Origin of the sequence: Enterobacter sp. SA187, assembly GCF_001888805.2 — a bacterium.
Lineage (GTDB): Bacteria > Pseudomonadota > Gammaproteobacteria > Enterobacterales > Enterobacteriaceae > Enterobacter_D.
The window spans coordinates 2761478-2780213 of the sequence record NZ_CP019113.1 but is presented as its reverse complement, the minus strand read 5'-3'; the positions used below and the strand labels follow the sequence as shown (position 1 = coordinate 2780213).

Here is an 18736-nt window from a genome sequence, read left to right as displayed (position 1 = left end):
CGACACCCAGGCAGAATTGTTACTTTTTTAAGTCATTACTCCATATTAATTAACTGTCAGCCGGGAGAGCATATAATTTTTTTCAACACTTTTAATAAACTTTAAAATTTATTTTTATTTGGATAATCAACACGTTACTCCGTATTTGCCGGAAAACCATGCGCTTTACGGGCCTATAAGCCAGGCGAGATATGATCCACATCAATTTCTCTTCTATAATGCTTTGTTAGTATCTCGTCGCCGACTTAATAAAGAGAGAGTTAGTGTGAAAGCTGACAACCCTTTTGATCTATTGCTACCAGCTGCTATGGCGAAAGTTGCCGAGGAAGCCGGTGTCTATAAAGCAACGAAACATCCGCTGACCACCTTTTATCTGGCGATCACCGCGGGCGTATTCATCTCCATCGCTTTCGTGTTCTACATCACTGCCACGACCGGCACCGCGACTATGCCGTTCGGTATCGCCAAACTGATTGGCGGCATATGTTTTTCTCTGGGGCTGATCCTGTGCGTTATCTGCGGCGCCGACCTGTTTACTTCAACGGTACTGATTGTCGTCGCGAAAGCCAGCGGACGCATCACTTGGGGCCAGCTCGCCCGGAACTGGGTTAACGTTTATGTCGGCAACCTGATTGGTGCGCTATTATTCGTACTGTTGATGTGGTTATCTGGTGAATATATGGTCGCTAACGGTGGCTGGGGACTCAACCTCCTGCAAACCGCCGATCATAAAATGCATCACACTTTTGTCGAAGCCGTGGCTCTCGGGATCCTGGCAAACCTGATGGTCTGTCTGGCGGTATGGATGAGTTACTCCGGCCGCAGCCTGATGGATAAAGCCCTCATCATGGTTCTGCCCGTCGGTATGTTTGTCGCCAGCGGCTTCGAACACAGTATTGCAAACATGTTCTTGATCCCACTGGGTATCGTAATTCGTCATTTTGCAGCGCCGGAGTTCTGGACCGCGATCGGTTCGACTCCAGAAAGTTTTTCTCATCTGACAGTGATGAACTTCATAACAGATAACCTGATCCCGGTAACCATCGGGAACATTATCGGCGGGGGTTTACTTGTTGGGTTGACATACTGGGTCATTTACCTGCGTGGCGACGACCATCATTAATGGTTGCCTCAGGCAGTAAATAAAAAATCCACTTAAGAAGGTAGGTATCATATGTCCGAGCTTAATGAAAAGTTAGCCACAGCCTGGGAAGGTTTTGCGAAAGGTGACTGGCAGAACGAAGTCAACGTACGCGACTTTATCCAGAAAAACTACACGCCTTACGAGGGTGACGAATCCTTCCTGGCCGGCGCCACTGAAGCTACCACCTCGCTTTGGGACAAAGTGATGGAAGGCGTGAAGCTGGAAAACCGCACTCACGCACCTGTTGATTTCGACACCTCAATTGCCTCCACCATTACTTCTCATGATGCTGGCTACATCAACAAAAACCTTGAGAAAATCGTTGGTCTGCAAACTGAAGCGCCTCTGAAACGTGCGATCATCCCGTTCGGCGGCATTAAAATGGTTGAAGGTTCCTGCAAAGCGTATAACCGCGAGCTGGACCCGATGCTGAAAAAAATCTTCACCGAATACCGTAAAACCCATAACCAGGGCGTGTTCGATGTTTACACCAAAGACATCCTGAACTGCCGTAAATCCGGTGTGCTGACCGGTCTGCCGGACGCCTATGGCCGTGGCCGTATCATCGGTGACTATCGTCGCGTTGCGCTGTACGGCATCGACTTCCTGATGAAAGACAAATACGCCCAGTTCCTGTCCCTGCAGGACAAACTGGAAAACGGCGTTGATCTGGAAGCGACTATCCGTCTGCGCGAAGAAATCGCCGAACAGCACCGTGCTCTGGGCCAGATCAAAGAGATGGCTGCTAAATACGGCTGCGATATTTCTGCTCCGGCAAAAAATGCGCAAGAAGCGGTACAGTGGACTTACTTCGGCTACCTGGCCGCTGTGAAATCCCAGAACGGCGCAGCAATGTCCTTCGGTCGTGTTTCCACCTTCCTCGACGTGTACTTTGAGCGCGACCTGAAAGCGGGCAAAATCACCGAACAAGAAGCTCAGGAACTGATTGACCACCTGGTCATGAAACTGCGTATGGTTCGCTTCCTGCGTACCCCTGAGTATGATGAACTGTTCTCCGGCGACCCGATTTGGGCAACTGAATCTATCGGTGGTATGGGCGTTGATGGCCGTACTCTGGTTACCAAAAACAGCTTCCGTTTCCTGAACACCCTGTACACCATGGGTCCGTCTCCGGAACCAAACATCACCGTGCTGTGGTCAGAAAAACTGCCGATGGCCTTCAAAAAATACGCAGCGAAAGTGTCTATCGATACTTCCTCCCTGCAGTATGAAAATGATGACCTGATGCGTCCTGACTTCAACAACGACGACTACGCGATCGCTTGCTGCGTAAGCCCGATGGTTGTTGGTAAGCAAATGCAGTTCTTCGGCGCTCGCGCTAACCTCGCGAAAACCATGCTGTACGCTATCAACGGCGGCGTTGATGAAAAAATGAAAATCCAGGTGGGTCCGAAGTCTGAACCTATCAAAGGCGATGTCCTGAACTTCGATGAAGTGCTGGATCGCATGGATCACTTCATGGACTGGCTGGCTAAACAGTACGTTACCGCACTGAACATCATCCATTACATGCACGACAAGTACAGCTACGAAGCCTCTCTGATGGCGCTGCACGACCGTGACGTTATCCGCACCATGGCGTGTGGTATCGCAGGTCTGTCCGTTGCGGCTGACTCCCTGTCTGCAATCAAATATGCGAAAGTCACCCCGGTGCGTGACGAAGACGGTCTGGCTATCGACTTCAAAATCGAAGGTGAATACCCGCAGTTTGGTAACAACGATGCTCGCGTAGATGACCTGGCGGTTGACCTGGTTGAACGTTTCATGAAGAAAATTCAGAAACTGACTACCTACCGTAACGCTATCCCGACGCAGTCTGTTCTGACCATCACCTCTAACGTTGTGTATGGTAAGAAAACGGGTAACACCCCGGATGGTCGTCGTGCTGGCGCGCCGTTTGGACCAGGTGCTAACCCGATGCACGGCCGTGACCAGAAAGGCGCCGTTGCCTCTCTGACTTCCGTTGCAAAACTGCCGTTCGCTTACGCTAAAGATGGTATCTCTTACACCTTCTCTATCGTACCGAATGCGCTGGGTAAAGATGACGAAGTGCGTAAAACCAACCTGGCAGGCCTGATGGATGGTTACTTCCATCATGAGTCTACCATCGAAGGCGGTCAGCACCTGAACGTCAACGTCATGAACCGTGAAATGCTGCTCGACGCGATGGAAAACCCGGAAAAATATCCGCAGCTGACCATCCGTGTATCCGGCTACGCGGTACGTTTTAACTCCCTGACGAAAGAACAGCAGCAGGACGTTATTACCCGTACCTTCACCCAGACCATGTAATTTCATGTCCGGCTGAAAAAGCGTACAATAAAGGCTCCACTTATGTGGGGCCTTTTTAACAGTTCCCCCTCTTCATCAAGCCTGCTTTGCCAAGTGTCTTTTCAGGCCATTGCCAAAACAGACTTAACACAGCCGGTTTGAGCTGTGCAATACAAGCCCGGGACGGGCTACACCTGGAGATACATCGCAATGTCAGTGATCGGTCGCATTCACTCCTTTGAATCCTGTGGCACCGTAGATGGCCCGGGCATTCGCTTTATCACCTTCTTTCAGGGCTGCCTGATGCGCTGCCTGTACTGCCATAACCGTGACACCTGGGACACGCACGGCGGTAAAGAAATTACCGTCGAGGAGCTGATGAAAGAAGTGGTGACCTACCGCCACTTTATGAACGCGTCAGGCGGCGGCGTGACCGCATCCGGCGGCGAGGCCATTCTCCAGGCTGAATTTGTACGTGACTGGTTCCGCGCCTGTCACAAGGAAGGTATTCATACCTGCCTCGATACCAATGGCTTTGTGCGTCGTTACGATCCGGTCATTGATGAACTGCTGGAAGTCACCGACCTGGTGATGCTCGATCTGAAACAGATGAACGATGAGATCCACCAGAATCTGGTGGGCGTCTCCAATCACCGTACGCTGGAATTTGCTCAGTATCTGTCGAAGAAAAACATTAAGGTCTGGATCCGCTATGTGGTGGTGCCCGGCTGGTCGGACGATGATGATTCTGCCCACCGCTTAGGTGAATTCACGCGCGACATGGGTAACGTAGAAAAAATCGAACTGCTCCCCTATCATGAGCTGGGTAAACATAAGTGGGTGGCGATGGGCGAAGAGTACAAGCTCGATGGCGTGCATCCGCCGAAAAAAGAGACCATGGAGCGCGTGAAAGGCATCCTTGAACAGTATGGTCACAAGGTCATGTACTAAGCTTAAGAAAAACAAAAAGCCCGGCGCCGCATAGCGACCGGGCTTTTTTATTTATTCAAACACGCCGTTGATGACTGCCGTCACAATGGCCGTGCTCAGCGCAATCAATACCAGATCGTCACCGGCGATACGCCATTCATAACCGGGGTAAGAAGGCAGTTGCCCCAGCATAGAAGACGGCACCATTTTTTTGGCAATGCCCGGGGGCAGAGGCTTACCGCGCGCCAGGTTTTTGGCGATGCCGGGCGGCAGCGAACGGTAACCCGTCAGGCCATGATTCACCGCCAGCGAACGGGCGCGATCGTAGCTCAGCCGGACAGAGACATCATCGCTGACGTTTTTCTTTTCCGCCCCGCCCCGGTTGCCATGGTCATTTTTCTGTTTATTCCCATGATCCGCGTTACCGTGATTTCCGTTACCATTCCCGTTACCAGGGTTAGCCATGCCCGGTGCGGAAACAAAGGACAGGGATAAAACGACTGCCAGCGCGAGGGTATTAAAACGACGAGTGTGCATAATTGCCGCCTTAGTCAGAGTGTACTCATGGCAATTATCGTCCGTTCCGCTTTACAAAAACAGGAAAGAAATCCTGGAAAGCAGCCGTAAAAAAGCCTGTCATGGACAGGCTTTTTTATTTATCAGGCGTGAGCCACTGGCGTTGGATGCTGACCTGCTTTACGCAGCAGCATCAGCAGATAGATAAAGGAGACGCTGGCGATCATGATAAACAACAAATTATCGGAATAACTTTGCATCAGCATGGCGGTGAAGGTCGGGCCGAAAAGACTGCCGACGGTGTAACTGAGCAGAAGCGCCTGATTCATCGCCACCAACTGATGATGTTCGACCTTTTCGCAGGCCCAGGCCATCGCCACCGGATAGAGCGTGAACCCCGCCGCGCCGAGGACAAACAGCGCCGGCGCCATCGCCGCATTGCTGAGCATGGCCAGACATCCCATGATCACCACAAAAACCTGCACCCGTAACACCAGCAGACGTCCAAAGCGATCCGCCAGTCGGCCAATCGGCCACTGTCCGAGAATACCGGCGCTGACCATCACGGCCATCCAGAAGCCAATACCGGCATCGCTCACGCCACGGTGGTTCAGCCAGAGCGGCATCAGGCCATACAACGAACCCAGCACAATGCCGGAAATAATGCAGCCGTTAACCCCAAGCCGCGCCTGACGCAGACGCAGCATCGGCCAGACGCTGGTGGCTTCCTGATGTTCGCTGTTCTGATCGACAATGCGGGTAAACAGCAGCGGCAGAATAGCCGCCAGCACGATACCGGTCACCCACGGCAGGACATGCATCAGCTCGGTGGACAGTTTGCTGACCATCAGTTGTCCCAGCACCGTACCGATGTAATAGACCATCATATAGGCGGCCAGCAGGCGACCACGATTTCGCGACGTGCCGCTGCACATCAGCGCGCTTTCCACCACCACCCAGATCATGGCGCAGCCAATACCGGCGATGAAGCGCCACAGCATCCAGTTCCAGAAGCCGACCATCAGACCGAGGCCGACGCAGCCGGTGGCGAACACCAGCGACGCGATGTAATAGCTGCGGTTAAACCCCATGCGTTTAATCAGACGCCCGGTCAGCAGGGTACCGACAAGGTTGCCGGTAAAAAAGGCAGAGCCGACCATACCAACCTGCCACACCGGAAGGTTTTCATGGGCGAGCCAGAGCGGGACGAGCGTGTTCAGCGTTGCGATCGCCAGCGTCAGCAGTAACAGGCCGCAGAGCAGTAACAGCACCGGCCGGGTATAAGTAAACATGGATGAAAAACCGTGAGGATGATCAGAATTCGAGCGCATCATGCCACCGGCAAAAACTTTGTCAATCTACGGAAAATGGCGCTGCGGGCGTTTTAGAGGACGTCGATTGAATTTACTCATCTAACGGAGCGGGTAAGGCCAGAGCAAAGTGAATAGCGTGATGTTTTATATGGGTTATTTCCGGGATATACCGTTACATTCAGTTGAAATATTTCATGGTGAAAAAACGGTAAAACCGGCGGTTGGCCCCCCGGTTTTACCCTGATGACGTCAGCCAGCCACCGCCATGCCGACCGTCATGTGTAAACCATAAAAAATGCCGCGCGCGATCATCTCGCCTGCCAGCACCAGCACGAATGCCAGCGACAGCAGCGGCACGGCAGGCTGGCGGTTTTTAAGCTGTGGGACGATCCACACTGCCAGCGCCACCAGCAGCAGCACGACGCGCCAGGCCATCAGGGTGCCGTATTCCGGCACCAGCGCCGCAGCCTGCTGCACAGAGCTGGAAATCGCTGCCAGTTCATGGCCCTGCATCAGGCCAGCCACAAGGCTGATCATGACCGCCAGCAGCGTCACCGCTGGCAGCGCGCGCATGCCGCATGCCCGAAACCCGGCAACCCGCAGCAGCAGATAGCCCAGCAGCGGGCCGCCAGTAAGCACAGTGAGGAAAAACCCCAGCGAGGTCCAGAGACTGTACCAGGTAGGGATGGTGTCGATGCTGTCATACACCCTGGCCATCATCCAGACAAATACCAGCCCCAGCAGCGCGGTGATCACCAGCCAGACGCGTAACAGCGCGGGCGGCATCTTTTTCATCATTGCCAGCAGCCAGCCGCATCCGCCCACGGCAAAGAACAGCGCACCGCTGGCAATTTCGTTACTCAGCGCTGAATGCCCAATGCGATTGAGCGCATTAAAGGCGCGCAGGGGCGATCCCAGATGCAGGGTCGAGGCCACAAAGGCCAGCCCCATTAACACCCACAGGCCGGTCATGGCGGTGAAGATGCGTTGCCGTTGCAACGATGTCGTCTCAAAACGCAGCAGCGCGACGGCGAGGACGATAAATCCACCGACCACGCACTGACCAAACACGGTAAAAATCATCAGCGGCCATTCATGCCATCCGTTGCCCATCTCACACCTCCTGCGGGTTAGCCAGAAAGCCGGTTTTATCCCCGGTGGGGCGGCTGTTGGCGTTGGGTTTGATCACGATATTCGGCTTTGTAAAATGCCCGGACGGCAGCGGGGCGACGGCATCAAGGCTGCCGTATTTTTCACGCAGCTCGTCAACGGGCGCAAAGTCCAGCGCGCGCAGCGGGCAGGACTCGACGCAGATCGGCTTTTTGCCCTCCGTCACCCGCGAATGGCAGCCGTCGCACTTGGTCATATGACCTTTAGCGGCGTTGTACTGCGGCGCGCCGTACGGGCAGGCCATATGGCAGTAACGACAGCCGATGCACACCTCTTCATTCACCACCACAAAACCGTCGTCGCGCTTGTGCATCGCGCCGCTGGGGCAGACTTTGGTGCAGGCCGGATCGGCGCAGTGGTTGCAGGCAATCGACAGATAATAGGCAAACACGTTCTGCTGCCAGACGCCGTTGTCTTCCTGCCAGTCTCCGCCCGCGTATTCATAGATGCGACGGAAACTGACTTCCGGAGTCAGGTCTTTGTAATCTTTGCAGGCCAGCTCGCAGGTTTTGCACCCGGTGCAGCGGCTGGAATCAATATAAAAGCCGTACTGAGTTGTCATGGGTTACTCCTTAAACCTTTTCGACCTGGACAAGGTTGCTGTGCGACGGGTTACCTTTCGCCAGCGGTGACGGGCGCTGCGTGGTCAGCACGTTTATACAGCCGCCCTGATCGATGCCTTTCGCGTCCGGGTCGTACCAGGCGCCCTCCCCTAATGCCACCACGCCGGGCAAAATACGCGGCGTGACCTTCGCCCCGACATGTACTTCGCCGCGACCATTGAAAATACGCACTTTGTCGCCGCTGGCGATGCCACGTTGTTTCGCGTCGAGGGGGTTAATCCACATCTCCTGGCGACACGCGGCCTTCAGCACATTGACGTTGCCATAAGTGGAATGGGTGCGGGCTTTATAATGGAAGCCGGTGAGCTGCAACGGCCATTTTTCGCGCTGTGGATCCTCGTGATGCTCGAAGCCCGGGCTGTAGATCGGCAACGGGTGGATCACATCGCCATCCACAAGCTCCCAGGTGGCGGCGATCTCTGCCAGTTGCGTGGAGTAAATCTCGATTTTGCCCGACGGCGTGGTCAGCGGGTTCGCCTGCGGATCCTGACGGAACGCCTGATAGGCCACATGGTGCCCGTCGGGATCGCGCTGTTTAAAAATGCCCTGTGCCCGGAACTCCTCAAAGGAGGGCAACGCCGGGATCGCTGCGCGGGACTGCTCATAAAGATGGCGCAGCCAGCCTTCCTGAGTACGGCCTTCGGTAAACTGCGCTTCCACGCCCATGCGTTTCGCCAGTTCCGTCGTCATCTCATAAATGGTTTTGCACTCAAACAGCGGAGCGATGGCCTGGTCGGCGAAGATCACGTAATCCATGTTGCCGCAGGAGGCGTCCAGCGCGAAATCCATCTGTTCTGACGCGGTGCAGTCCGGCAGGATAATATCGGCATACTTCGCCGATGCGGTCATGTGGCAGTCCACCACCACAATCAGCTCGCATTTTTTATCATCCTGTAAGATGTCATGGGTGCGATTGATTTCTGAATGCTGGTTGATCAGGCAGTTACCTGCATAGTTCCAGATCATCTTGATCGGCACATCCAGCTTATCTTTGCCGCGCACGCCGTCGCGGGTGGCGGTCATTTCCGGGCCGCGCTCAATGGCGTCTGTCCACATAAACATGGAAATGCTGGTCTGCACCGGGTTTTCCAGCGTCGGCATGCGCTCAAACGGCATCGCATAAGCGCCTTCGCGCGCGCCGCTGTTGCCGCCGTTGATGCCCACATTGCCGGTCAGCAATGGCAGCATGGCAATGGCGCGGGAGACCAGTTCGCCGTTCGAATGACGCTGCGGGCCCCAGCCCTGGGAGATAAACGCCGGTTTTGCCATGGAGATTTCCCGCGCCAGCTTCACGATACGGGCCGCCGGGATACCGGTAATAGCCGCCGCCCATTCAGGCGTTTTGGCGATGCCGTCATCGCCGTCGCCCAGAATATACGCCTTGTAATGCCCGTTGGCGGGCGCGCCTTCCGGCAATGTGGTTTCGTCGTAACCCACGCAGTATTTATCGAGGAAAGGCTTATCCACGAGATTTTCGTCGATCATCACCCATGCCAGCGCCGACACCAGCGCCGCATCGGTACCGGGGCGAATAGGGATCCATTCATCTTCGCGCCCTGCGCCGGTATCGGTATAGCGCGGATCGATAATAATCATGCGCGCCTTCGATTTTTCCCGCGCCTGCTCAACGTAGTAGGTCACCCCGCCGCCGCTCATGCGCGTTTCGCCTGGGTTATTGCCGAACAACACCACTAGCTGGCTGTTTTCGATGTCGGACGGGCTGTTGCCGTCGGCCCATCCGCCATAGGTGTAATTCAGTCCGGCAGCGATTTGCGCCGTGGAATAGTCGCCATAGTGATTCAGATAGCCGCCGCAGCAGTTCATCAGGCGGGCAATCAGCGTTTTACCCGGCGGCCAGGAGCGGGTCATGGTGCCGCCGAGCGTGCCTGTGCCGTAATTCAGGTAGATAGATTCATTGCCGTACTCTTTGATCAGCCGCTGCATAGTGCCCGCGATAGTGTCAAAGGCTTCATCCCAGCTGATGGGAACAAACTTCCCTTCCCCGCGTTTGCCCACGCGTTTCATTGGTTGTTTCAGGCGATCGGGATTGTAGACGCGACGACGCATGGAGCGCCCGCGAAGACAGGCGCGCACCTGATGCTGTCCGTCATAGTTGTCATCGCCTGTGTTATCGGTTTCGACATACTTAATTTTGCCGTCCACCACATGCATGCGTAACGGGCAGCGGCTGCCGCAGTTCACGGTGCAGGCGCTCCAGACGACTTTTTCAGTGGATGAGCCCGGCGCAATGGCCTCGGCGGCGCGGGCGATGCGGGAAAAGGGTAAAGTCAGGGCGCTGCTGGCGGCAGCGAGGCCGCCTATGGCTGAGGTTTTCATCAGGCTGCGACGACTCACCCCGGCGGTGAGTAACACCTCCGGAACAGATATTTTCATAAAAACTCACTTTGCTTGCTCACGAAAAAACACTCGCTATATAGTTTTCCCTATAGCGAAATAACATTTTTTAAGTTTTTTATGCTGCGCTAATACAAAGTGAGTATTACCCTTTTAATAAAAGGGGTTATTGTTCGGTGTCAATGAGGCAATAAAAAAGCGCCCGCAGGCGCTTTAAATGTGATGGGTGACGCGGTGATCAGCCGATGTACTCGAGGCCGTTCATATACGGACGCAACACTTCAGGCACTTCGATGCGACCATCAGCCTGCTGGTAGTTTTCCAGCACCGCCACCAGCGTACGACCAACCGCCAGACCCGAACCGTTCAGGGTGTGCACCAGACGGGTTTTCTTGTCGGTTTTGCTGCGGCAGCGTGCCTGCATACGACGTGCCTGGAAATCGCCAATGTTGGAGCAGGAGGAGATCTCACGATAGGTGTTCTGCGCCGGAACCCAGACTTCAAGATCGTAGGTTTTGCAGGCGCCAAAGCCCATATCGCCGGTACAGAGGATGATCTTCCGATATGGCAGACCTAACAGCTGCAACACTTTTTCCGCGTGGCCAGTCATCTCTTCCAGCGCGTCCATGGAGTCTTCCGGACGAACGATCTGCACCATCTCGACTTTATCGAACTGGTGCATGCGGATCAGACCGCGGGTATCGCGACCGTAAGATCCGGCTTCAGAGCGGAAGCACGGCGTATGCGCGGTCATTTTGATCGGCAGCGCGTCTTCATCGATGATCTCATCACGTACCAGGTTAGTCAGCGGCACTTCGGCAGTCGGGATCAGCGCATAGTTGCTGCTGTCGGCTTCCTCGTCCAGCGGACGGGTATGGAACAGATCGCCGGCAAATTTCGGCAGCTGCCCGGTACCGTACAGGGTGTCATGGTTCACCAGGTAAGGCACATAGTTTTCGCTGTAACCGTGCTGTTCGGTATGCAGATCCAGCATGAACTGGGCGAGCGCACGGTGCATACGCGCGATCTGGCCTTTCATAACCACAAAGCGTGAACCGGTCAGTTTAACCGCCGCGGCAAAATCCAGCCCGCTGTGCATTTCGCCCAGCGTCACGTGATCCCGTACTTCGAAATCGAAAGTACGCGGGGTGCCCCAGCGGCTGACTTCGACGTTATCATTCTCGTCGCGGCCAACAGGCGCGTCATCGTGAGGGATGTTCGGGATCGCCAGCGCAATATCACGGATTTCTGCCAGCAGGGTTTCCAGTTCGGCTTTCGCCGCATCCAGTTCTTCACCCAGCTTGTTCACTTCCAGGCGTAATGGCTCGATATCTTCCCCGCGCGCTTTCGCCTGGCCAATGGATTTCGATCGCGAGTTACGCTCCGCCTGCAGATTTTCCGTATTGACCTGCAGAACTTTACGACGCTCTTCAAGAGCGCGCAGTTTATCAACATCCAGCTTAAAGCCCCGGCGTGCCAGTTTTTCAGCGACTGCGTCTGGCTCGGTACGCAGCAGATTGGGATCGAGCATGCTTATCCTGTGCTTATCGAATTGAAAATGAGAGAAAGTGGTCACAGCCTGCAACCACCAGAATCATCGATAACCTTACCGCAACGCCACAGTTAGCGATAGCGTTTTGTGGGGCTTTTATGATCCTGTTCAGCCAGCCAGGCGAGCTTTTCGCCAATCTTGCCTTCAAGACCTCTGTTTGTCGGGTGATAATAGCGCGTTTGTGCTATTTCCGGCGGGAAATAGACCTCGCCTGCCGCGTAGGCATTGGCTTCATCATGGGCATAACGATACTGCTGACCGTAGCCTAACTCTTTCATCAGTTTGGTCGGCGCATTGCGCAGATGGTCGGGCACGTCGTAATCAGGGCGCTCGCGCGCATCCGCCATTGCCGCTTTAAAGGCGGTATAGACGGCATTACTTTTTGGCGCGCAGGCCAGATAAACAATGGCCTGGGCGATTGCGCGTTCGCCTTCGGCAGGCCCGACGCGGGTGAAGCAGTCCCAGGCAGAGAGCGCCACCTGCATGGCACGCGGATCGGCGTTGCCCACATCTTCAGACGCAATCGCCAGGCAGCGGCGCGCAACATAAAGGGGATCGCCACCGGCGGTGATGATACGGGCATACCAGTACAGCGCCGCATCCGGCGCGCTGCCGCGCACCGACTTGTGCAGCGCGGAAATCAGATCGTAAAAACGGTCGCCCTTGTTATCAAAGCGCGCGCTGCGCTCACCGGCGATTTCCGTCAGCAGCGCCTCTTTTAAGACACGCTTGCCGCTGTCATCCGCTTCGGCCATGTCCGCCATCATTTCCAGCGTGTTGAGCGCCCGGCGGGCATCGCCGTTAACCAGTTCAGCAATCGCTTTACGGGTTTCGTCCGGCAACACGATATTTTGCCCGCCATAACCCCGCTCTTTATCCGTCATCGCCTGGTTTAGGACTTCTTCGATGTCTTCAACGGTCAGGGATTTGAGCAGATAAACGCGCGCACGGGAAAGCAGTGCTGAGTTAAGTTCGAAGGAGGGATTTTCAGTGGTGGCGCCGATAAAGGTGATGGTGCCGTCTTCAATATGCGGCAGAAAGGCGTCCTGCTGGCTTTTATTGAAACGGTGCACTTCGTCAACAAACAGGATAGTGCGACGCCCGGCATTACGGCTCTGCCGCGCCCGCTCGATCGCTTCACGAATTTCTTTTACGCCGGAGGTGACGGCAGATATACGCTCAACGTCGGCGTCCGCATAGCGGCCTATCACTTCCGCCAGCGTCGTCTTACCGGTACCCGGCGGGCCCCACAGGATCATGGAGTGCAGATGCCCGGCTTCAATCGCGCGCGGTAAGGGTTTACCGGCCGCCAGCAGATGCTGCTGACCGATATACTGCGCTAAATTTTCTGGCCGCATACGGGCGGCCAGAGGTTGAAACGTATTATCGGAAAAATCGAGCGTCAGATTTCCCACTCATGCCTCTACTTACGTTGGTCATCCACCGTCACGCCCTGCGGCGGGGTAAAGGTGAATTTCGACGGATCGACGGCCCCGTTCTGCTGGGATTTCAGTTGATAGCTGCTGCGCTGATCGTCCTGCTCCACTGCGCTGAACTGATTAATGGTGCCGTTCTGGCTGACGTTAATGGTGAACTGTTTCAGGTTGCCGTTATTGCCTTTCGGCACCAGCACGAAGTCGTCACCATTCTGTTTAATGTTGTACTGCTGCCAGTCGCTTGCCTGGTTACGGGCAATCAGCATAAAGGGCGTATTGCCGGTGGCTGAGCTGAGATTAGTGGCCGTTGCCTGCTCAACAAACGGGTTGTAGAACCACAATGTTTTACCGTCTGATACCAGGATGCTTTCATCCGGCTGCGTCATGTGCCAGTTAAACAGGTTCGGGCGTTTTACCCATAAATCCCCCTGTCCTTCCTGCACCGCCGCCCCACTGCCATCGGTCACTTTCTGGGTGAAACTGGCGTGGAAGCTGCTGACTTTGTCCAGACGGCTTTTCAGATCGCCCGCGGCGTCAGCCCAGACGCTGCTGGCCGCGAATGAAGTCAGTAATGCACAGGTAATGGCAATTTTTTTCATTGTTATTCCTTAAGTACGTCACTCCCCATCCGGGAGACTCTTCTGTCACTCACTGTAGGCCTGACGAGACGGCGGCGACAGAGGAAAAGACTGATTTTTCGTTCGTTTACCCAACTTTGCAATCAGAAGGTTAATCAAACGGCGGCGGCGCCAGCACTTCGCGGTTACCGTTATGGCCCTGCTCGCTGACGATGCCCTGCGCTTCCATTTGCTCAATAATACGTGCCGCGCGGTTGTAACCGATACGGAACTGACGCTGTACCCCGGAGATCGACGCTTTGCGTTTTTCGGTGACAAAGTTCACCGCCTGATCGAACAGCGGATCCAGCTCTTCACCGCCATCGAAACCACCGCCGCCGCCTTCGCTTTCCGCATCGGAGGTGATGCCTTCAATGTATTTTGGTCGTCCGCGCGCTTTCCAGTCCTGCACGACGGCGTGCACTTCCTCATCGCGCACAAAGGCACCATGCACACGCACGGGCGCTGAGGAGGAATTCGGCCCGGAGTAGAGCATGTCACCCATGCCTAACAGAGATTCCGCACCCGCCTGATCCAGAATAGTACGGGAGTCGATTTTACTGGAAACGGTAAAGGCGATACGCGTCGGAATGTTGGCCTTAATCAGGCCGGTGATCACATCCACGGAAGGACGCTGGGTGGCCAGCACAAGGTGAATACCTGCCGCACGCGCTTTTTGCGCCAGACGGGCGATCAGCTCTTCCACTTTTTTACCCACGGTCATCATCAGGTCGGCGAATTCATCCACCAGCACAACGATATACGGCAGTTTTTCCAGCACCGGATGAGTGGCGTCCATGCTGTCGCCCGGTTTCCAGTACGGATCCGGGATCGGACGACCCATACGCGCGGCCTCGGCGATCTTCTCGTTATAACCGGCAAGGTTACGCACGCCCAGCGCCGACATCAGCTTGTAGCGTTTTTCCATCTCATTGACGCTCCAGCGCAGCGCGTTGGCAGCGTCCTTCATGTCCGTGACCACTTCGGTCAGCAGATGCGGAATGCCTTCATATACCGACAGCTCCAGCATCTTCGGATCGATCATGATGAATTTGACGTCTTCCGGCTGCGCTTTATAGAGCATGCTGAGGATCATGGCGTTGACCCCCACCGACTTACCGGAACCGGTGGTACCGGCCACCAGCAGGTGCGGCATTTTCGCCAGGTCGGCAATCACCGGCTCGCCGGAAATGTCTTTACCCAGCACCACCGTCAGCGGCGAGGCGTTGTCGCGGAATTTATCGCAGTCCAGCACTTCTCGCAGGTAAACGGTCTGACGTTTTTTATTCGGTAACTCCAGACCCACATAAGGCTTGCCGGGGATCACTTCCACCACGCGCACGGCCACGGTGGAGAGGGAACGCGCCAGATCGCGGGAGAGATTGGAGATACGCGCGGCTTTCACCCCAGGCGCAAGATTGAGCTCAAAGCGGGTGATTACAGGACCTGGCGAGTAGTTCACCACATCGGCTTTGATGCGGAAATCATTCAGGCGCGCTTCAACGAGGCGGGCCATCTGCTCCAGCGCAAAGGTATCAACCGGCTCCGTCTCGCTCGGCGGCGGCGTCAGCAGATCCAGCGACGGCAGGCTGGTGGTCGGTTTCGGTACCGGACGGCTGTCCCCGTTACGCATCAGTAACGGGTGGATCAGGCTGTCCTGCGGAGCAGGCTGCCGGGGCTGCTGATACTGCGGCGTCGCAACAGGCTGTTGCTGAGGCTGCTGGTACTGCGGCGGCGCGACGGGCTGCTGCTGAGGCTGCTGGTACTGCGGCGCAGCAGGTTGCTGATAGGGTTGCGGCGCAGGCGTGGCAGGCTGCGATTCTGGCATTACGCCAGGTGTGAACAGCGGTTCAGTCGGGCCGTCATCCACCAGCGCCTTCATCGGAGAGAAGTCAAAATCAGCCGGAGAGAAAGGCGTTGCCCCGGCGGGCTGCTCACCCGAATAACGCTGTTGCTGAGCGGCAGCAAACTGGCGCGCCAGTTCCGCTTCCGCAACCTCATCTTCATTTATTTCAGTGCCGGTCTGATCGTGCTGGTACTCATCGCCATAACGACTTTGCTGCGTGGAAGCAAACTGACGGGCCAGTTCGTCCTGCTGCATGGCGTCCGCTTCATCCTCAGAAGCGTAATCCATTTCACGGGCGCGCTCTTCCGCCATCCGCTGGGACGGCAGTTTAATACCATAGGACGCCAGTTCACGACGCGTCGGCACCCGTACCCGATTCGGGCGCGGCAACTGCGGACCAATGCCCTCTTTCACCTGCGGACGTGGCGCGCCGCTACCGGCAAGACTGAATACCGGCCCGGCGGCGGCAGCACCTGCAGCAGCGGCGGTTGAGGCTTCTTTAAGCGCGGCGGCTGGAACAACGGGCGCAGGCTCGACGGCTGGCGCAGACGGTGCCGGGGCAGGTTTTGGCGCAGGTTCCGGCTGGACTGGTTCAGGTATAGGCTGATACCAGGCGGCTAGCTGCTCCCGCTCACGGGCGCGCTTCTCTTCTACTTCTTCGAAATAGTAAAGCGGCGGACGGGTATGTTTAATTTCTTCCGGTTCAGGCGCAGGTTCTGGCTCTACTGCCGGCGGTTCCGGCTGCTGCCATTGCTGCTGAACGTGCGGCTCCGGTTCCGGCGTGACCGCGGCATAGGTTTCTGGCTCGGAGTAGACCGGCGCCTGTGCCGCGTAATTTTCATGTTCATGCACTGGCGGCTGAGGCGGCTGATAGTATGAAGGCTCTTCCGGCGCGGCATACTGCGCCACAGGAGGCTGCTGGACAGGTGGCGCCACATAAGGCGGCTCGGCCACTGGCTGAGCCGGTGCCTGCATGACAGGTTCTACCGGAGCGCTCCATGCCTGCGCCGCCGTGGTCGCCACGGCTGCTGCCGCAAGGGGTTCGCTGACGCTATGCCCGCTCAGCAGCGGATCGTATTCATCCCACTGCGGCGCGCCTGTCGCTTTAGTGCTGGAGAACAGCACGTCATCGGCATCCGCGGCCACGCCGCGGGCGCTGTATTGAATCTCTTCTTCATCGTCCATCCTGCGACCGGAGAACAGCGCCTCGTCGGTTTTACGACCCAATGGATTAGCAAATTTTTCGGCGACGCGTTTACGGCGCGCCAGGGCGCCGCGCATGATCCGCGCCCGGCGTGATTCGCGCTGTACGGGGGCGTCTTCTTCGTACTCGTCGTCTTCGTAGTCGTCTTCATCGACCCAGGTGTCGTCGCGACGGGTGCGGTTACTGGCGAAGGTCAGGATATTAAGGATAACGCTGCCAATCTTTTCCGCGATGCTGACCCAGGACCAGCCGGTAAAGAGCGTAAGCCCCGCTCCCCAGATAAAGAGCAGCGCGAGGGTTCCGCCACTGCTGTGCAGCAGCGGCATCATGGCTGTACTTAACAGGCTGCCGATCACGCCGCCGGAGGCAAAGTACCAGATATCGTCGGCATTGATGGCCGCAAGGCCGCAGGAGGTGAGCACCAGCGCCAGCACGCCGATCAGACGCAGCGAGACCGCGAAATAGTCAATGTAATCTTCCGTTGCGCGATGACGATACGTAAACCAGCAGGCGCCGATGATGATTACCGGAATGGTGTAAGCCATCACCCCAAAGATAAAGAACAGGGTATCAGCCAGCCATGCGCCCGGCACGCCACCCAGATTATGGATAGGTTCATGCCATGCGGTCTGTGACCAGCTGGGATCGGAAGGGTTAAAGCTGAGTAGCGCCGCCATCAACCAGACAGCAAACAGGGCAACCAGAATCAGCAGTGCTTCGAGTAGACGACGCCCGCTACTTAATCTGGTCAGTGTGACTTCTTTGTCTTCAGTATATTCCTGGCTCAAGTAAGGCTCTCCAGGTCCTTGATGCTAAAACGGAGAACAGCGCCAGGTTGCCCCGGCACTGTTGCTGTATGGATTAACAGGAGTGTAATCAAACTACACCGATTTTGCACCTGTTCCGTGTTAGCGCGTCTTAATAACCAGACGATTGCTTTGTTTAACTTCTTCCATAACAACATAGGTACGGGTGTCGTTCACGCCCGGCAGACGCAGCAGGGTTTCCCCTAACAGTTTGCGATAGGCCGACATATCCGGCACGCGTGTTTTCAACAGGTAGTCGAAATCACCGGATACTAAATGACACTCTTGAATTTCTTCAAGTTTTTGTACTGCGGCATTGAACTGCTCAAACACATCCGGCGCGCCACGATTCAGAGTAATCTCAACAAAAACCAGAAGTGATGCATCCAGATAGTGCGGGTTTAACAGTGCTGTGTAGCCCTGAATAAAACCCTGTCTTTCAAGCCGGCGCACGCGCTCAAGGCACGGCGTTGGAGAAAGTCCTACTCGCTTTGAAAGCTCGACGTTGGAAATACGCCCATCCTTTTGCAGCTCGTTAAGAATGTTACGATCGATACGGTCGAGATCTTTCCCAGGGCGCTTCTTGCTATCTACCATTATTATTGTCTCTCTGTATTCCTTCCCTACTCCTGCCTTGACCCTGTGCACTTCACTGTTGAGAGTCTTTGCCCGTCGGTTTATGCATCGCTGGTTATTGTTAGTTGCGCTACATATTCCAGGGGTCTGTATTGAGAAGACCGTTGCCAGCGGCAGCTATTAATATCGCGCATGGCGTCTGTCCACGCCGTGCGTCGATTTCAATAACCCGGTAAAATGGCATTTGCATGCATGAATTTGCGTCATGCGCGAAACACTGCTTTTTTTCTTCCTCGAATGTTTTCGCAAATGCGCAGGGGATTGTCAAAGCAAAACATCTTTTTTTAGTACAACAT

At 55.6% G+C, this 18736-nt stretch carries 13 protein-coding genes; 3 read left to right on the top strand and 10 right to left on the bottom strand.

The features are described from left to right. Positions 1–265 precede the first annotated feature (265 nt). The 3 genes from focA (at position 266) to pflA (ending at position 4387) form a co-directional block, all read left to right on the top strand. Positions 266–1123 (top strand): formate transporter FocA, encoded by an 858-nt coding sequence (gene focA / locus BMF08_RS13235; protein ID WP_158684888.1) that lies wholly within the window; start codon positions 266–268, stop codon positions 1121–1123. A 51-nt stretch (positions 1124–1174) separates the two neighbouring features. Beyond that, on the top strand, positions 1175–3457 hold the full coding sequence (gene pflB / locus BMF08_RS13230) for a formate C-acetyltransferase (RefSeq protein WP_099458756.1): 2283 nt from the start codon (positions 1175–1177) through the stop codon (positions 3455–3457). A 189-nt stretch (positions 3458–3646) separates the two neighbouring features. After that, entirely contained in the window at positions 3647–4387 is a 741-nt protein-coding gene (pflA, locus tag BMF08_RS13225; protein WP_072568024.1) for a pyruvate formate lyase 1-activating protein, read from the top strand. A 51-nt stretch (positions 4388–4438) separates the two neighbouring features. On the opposite strand, the gene BMF08_RS13220 is transcribed toward pflA, so the two are convergent. The 10 genes from BMF08_RS13220 to lrp all read right to left on the bottom strand — a co-directional run bounded on the left by BMF08_RS13220 (position 4439) and on the right by lrp (position 18401). Further along, on the bottom strand, positions 4439–4903 hold the full coding sequence (locus BMF08_RS13220) for an anti-virulence regulator CigR family protein (RefSeq protein WP_072568023.1): 465 nt from the start codon (positions 4901–4903) through the stop codon (positions 4439–4441). 122 nt (positions 4904–5025) lie between these two features. Continuing rightward, on the bottom strand, positions 5026–6174 hold the full coding sequence (locus BMF08_RS13215; protein ID WP_072569428.1) for an MFS transporter: 1149 nt from the start codon (positions 6172–6174) through the stop codon (positions 5026–5028). A gap of 270 nt (positions 6175–6444) precedes the next feature. Further along, positions 6445–7308 carry a DmsC/YnfH family molybdoenzyme membrane anchor subunit gene (locus BMF08_RS13210; protein ID WP_072568022.1) on the bottom strand — a complete coding sequence of 288 codons (864 nt, stop codon included), beginning with the start codon at positions 7306–7308 and terminating at the stop codon, positions 6445–6447. Between the two features lies 1 nt (position 7309). Continuing rightward, on the bottom strand, positions 7310–7927 hold the full coding sequence (locus tag BMF08_RS13205; RefSeq protein ID WP_072568021.1) for a DMSO/selenate family reductase complex B subunit: 618 nt from the start codon (positions 7925–7927) through the stop codon (positions 7310–7312). 10 nt (positions 7928–7937) lie between these two features. Further along, on the bottom strand, positions 7938–10382 hold the full coding sequence (gene dmsA, locus BMF08_RS13200; RefSeq protein WP_072568020.1) for a dimethylsulfoxide reductase subunit A: 2445 nt from the start codon (positions 10380–10382) through the stop codon (positions 7938–7940). A 199-nt stretch (positions 10383–10581) separates the two neighbouring features. Continuing rightward, positions 10582–11874 (bottom strand): serine--tRNA ligase, encoded by a 1293-nt coding sequence (gene serS / locus BMF08_RS13195; RefSeq protein WP_072568019.1) that lies wholly within the window; start codon positions 11872–11874, stop codon positions 10582–10584. A 92-nt stretch (positions 11875–11966) separates the two neighbouring features. Further along, positions 11967–13310 carry a replication-associated recombination protein RarA gene (gene rarA / locus BMF08_RS13190; RefSeq protein ID WP_072568018.1) on the bottom strand — a complete coding sequence of 448 codons (1344 nt, stop codon included), beginning with the start codon at positions 13308–13310 and terminating at the stop codon, positions 11967–11969. 8 nt (positions 13311–13318) lie between these two features. Next, positions 13319–13930 carry an outer membrane lipoprotein chaperone LolA gene (lolA, locus tag BMF08_RS13185; RefSeq protein ID WP_072568017.1) on the bottom strand — a complete coding sequence of 204 codons (612 nt, stop codon included), beginning with the start codon at positions 13928–13930 and terminating at the stop codon, positions 13319–13321. A 130-nt stretch (positions 13931–14060) separates the two neighbouring features. Then, entirely contained in the window at positions 14061–17786 is a 3726-nt protein-coding gene (locus BMF08_RS13180) for a DNA translocase FtsK 4TM domain-containing protein (RefSeq protein WP_072568016.1), read from the bottom strand. 120 nt (positions 17787–17906) lie between these two features. Next, positions 17907–18401: a leucine-responsive transcriptional regulator Lrp gene (gene lrp / locus BMF08_RS13175; RefSeq protein ID WP_000228469.1), complete on the bottom strand. Its 495-nt coding sequence runs from the start codon at positions 18399–18401 to the stop codon at positions 17907–17909. Positions 18402–18736 lie beyond the last annotated feature (335 nt).

Excerpts from the sequence above, each read along its gene's own strand:
- lrp (WP_000228469.1), bottom strand. The coding sequence starts at position 18,401 with ATGGTAGATAGCAAGAAGCGCCCTGGGAAAGATCTCGACCGTATCGAT.
- BMF08_RS13205 (WP_072568021.1), bottom strand. The coding sequence starts at position 7,927 with ATGACAACTCAGTACGGCTTTTATATTGATTCCAGCCGCTGCACCGGG.
- dmsA (WP_072568020.1), bottom strand. The coding sequence starts at position 10,382 with ATGAAAATATCTGTTCCGGAGGTGTTACTCACCGCCGGGGTGAGTCGT.
- lolA (WP_072568017.1), bottom strand. The coding sequence starts at position 13,930 with ATGAAAAAAATTGCCATTACCTGTGCATTACTGACTTCATTCGCGGCC.
- pflB (WP_099458756.1), top strand. The coding sequence starts at position 1,175 with ATGTCCGAGCTTAATGAAAAGTTAGCCACAGCCTGGGAAGGTTTTGCG.
- BMF08_RS13215 (WP_072569428.1), bottom strand. The coding sequence starts at position 6,174 with ATGTTTACTTATACCCGGCCGGTGCTGTTACTGCTCTGCGGCCTGTTA.
- BMF08_RS13210 (WP_072568022.1), bottom strand. The coding sequence starts at position 7,308 with ATGGGCAACGGATGGCATGAATGGCCGCTGATGATTTTTACCGTGTTT.
- pflA (WP_072568024.1), top strand. The coding sequence starts at position 3,647 with ATGTCAGTGATCGGTCGCATTCACTCCTTTGAATCCTGTGGCACCGTA.
- serS (WP_072568019.1), bottom strand. The coding sequence starts at position 11,874 with ATGCTCGATCCCAATCTGCTGCGTACCGAGCCAGACGCAGTCGCTGAA.
- BMF08_RS13220 (WP_072568023.1), bottom strand. The coding sequence starts at position 4,903 with ATGCACACTCGTCGTTTTAATACCCTCGCGCTGGCAGTCGTTTTATCC.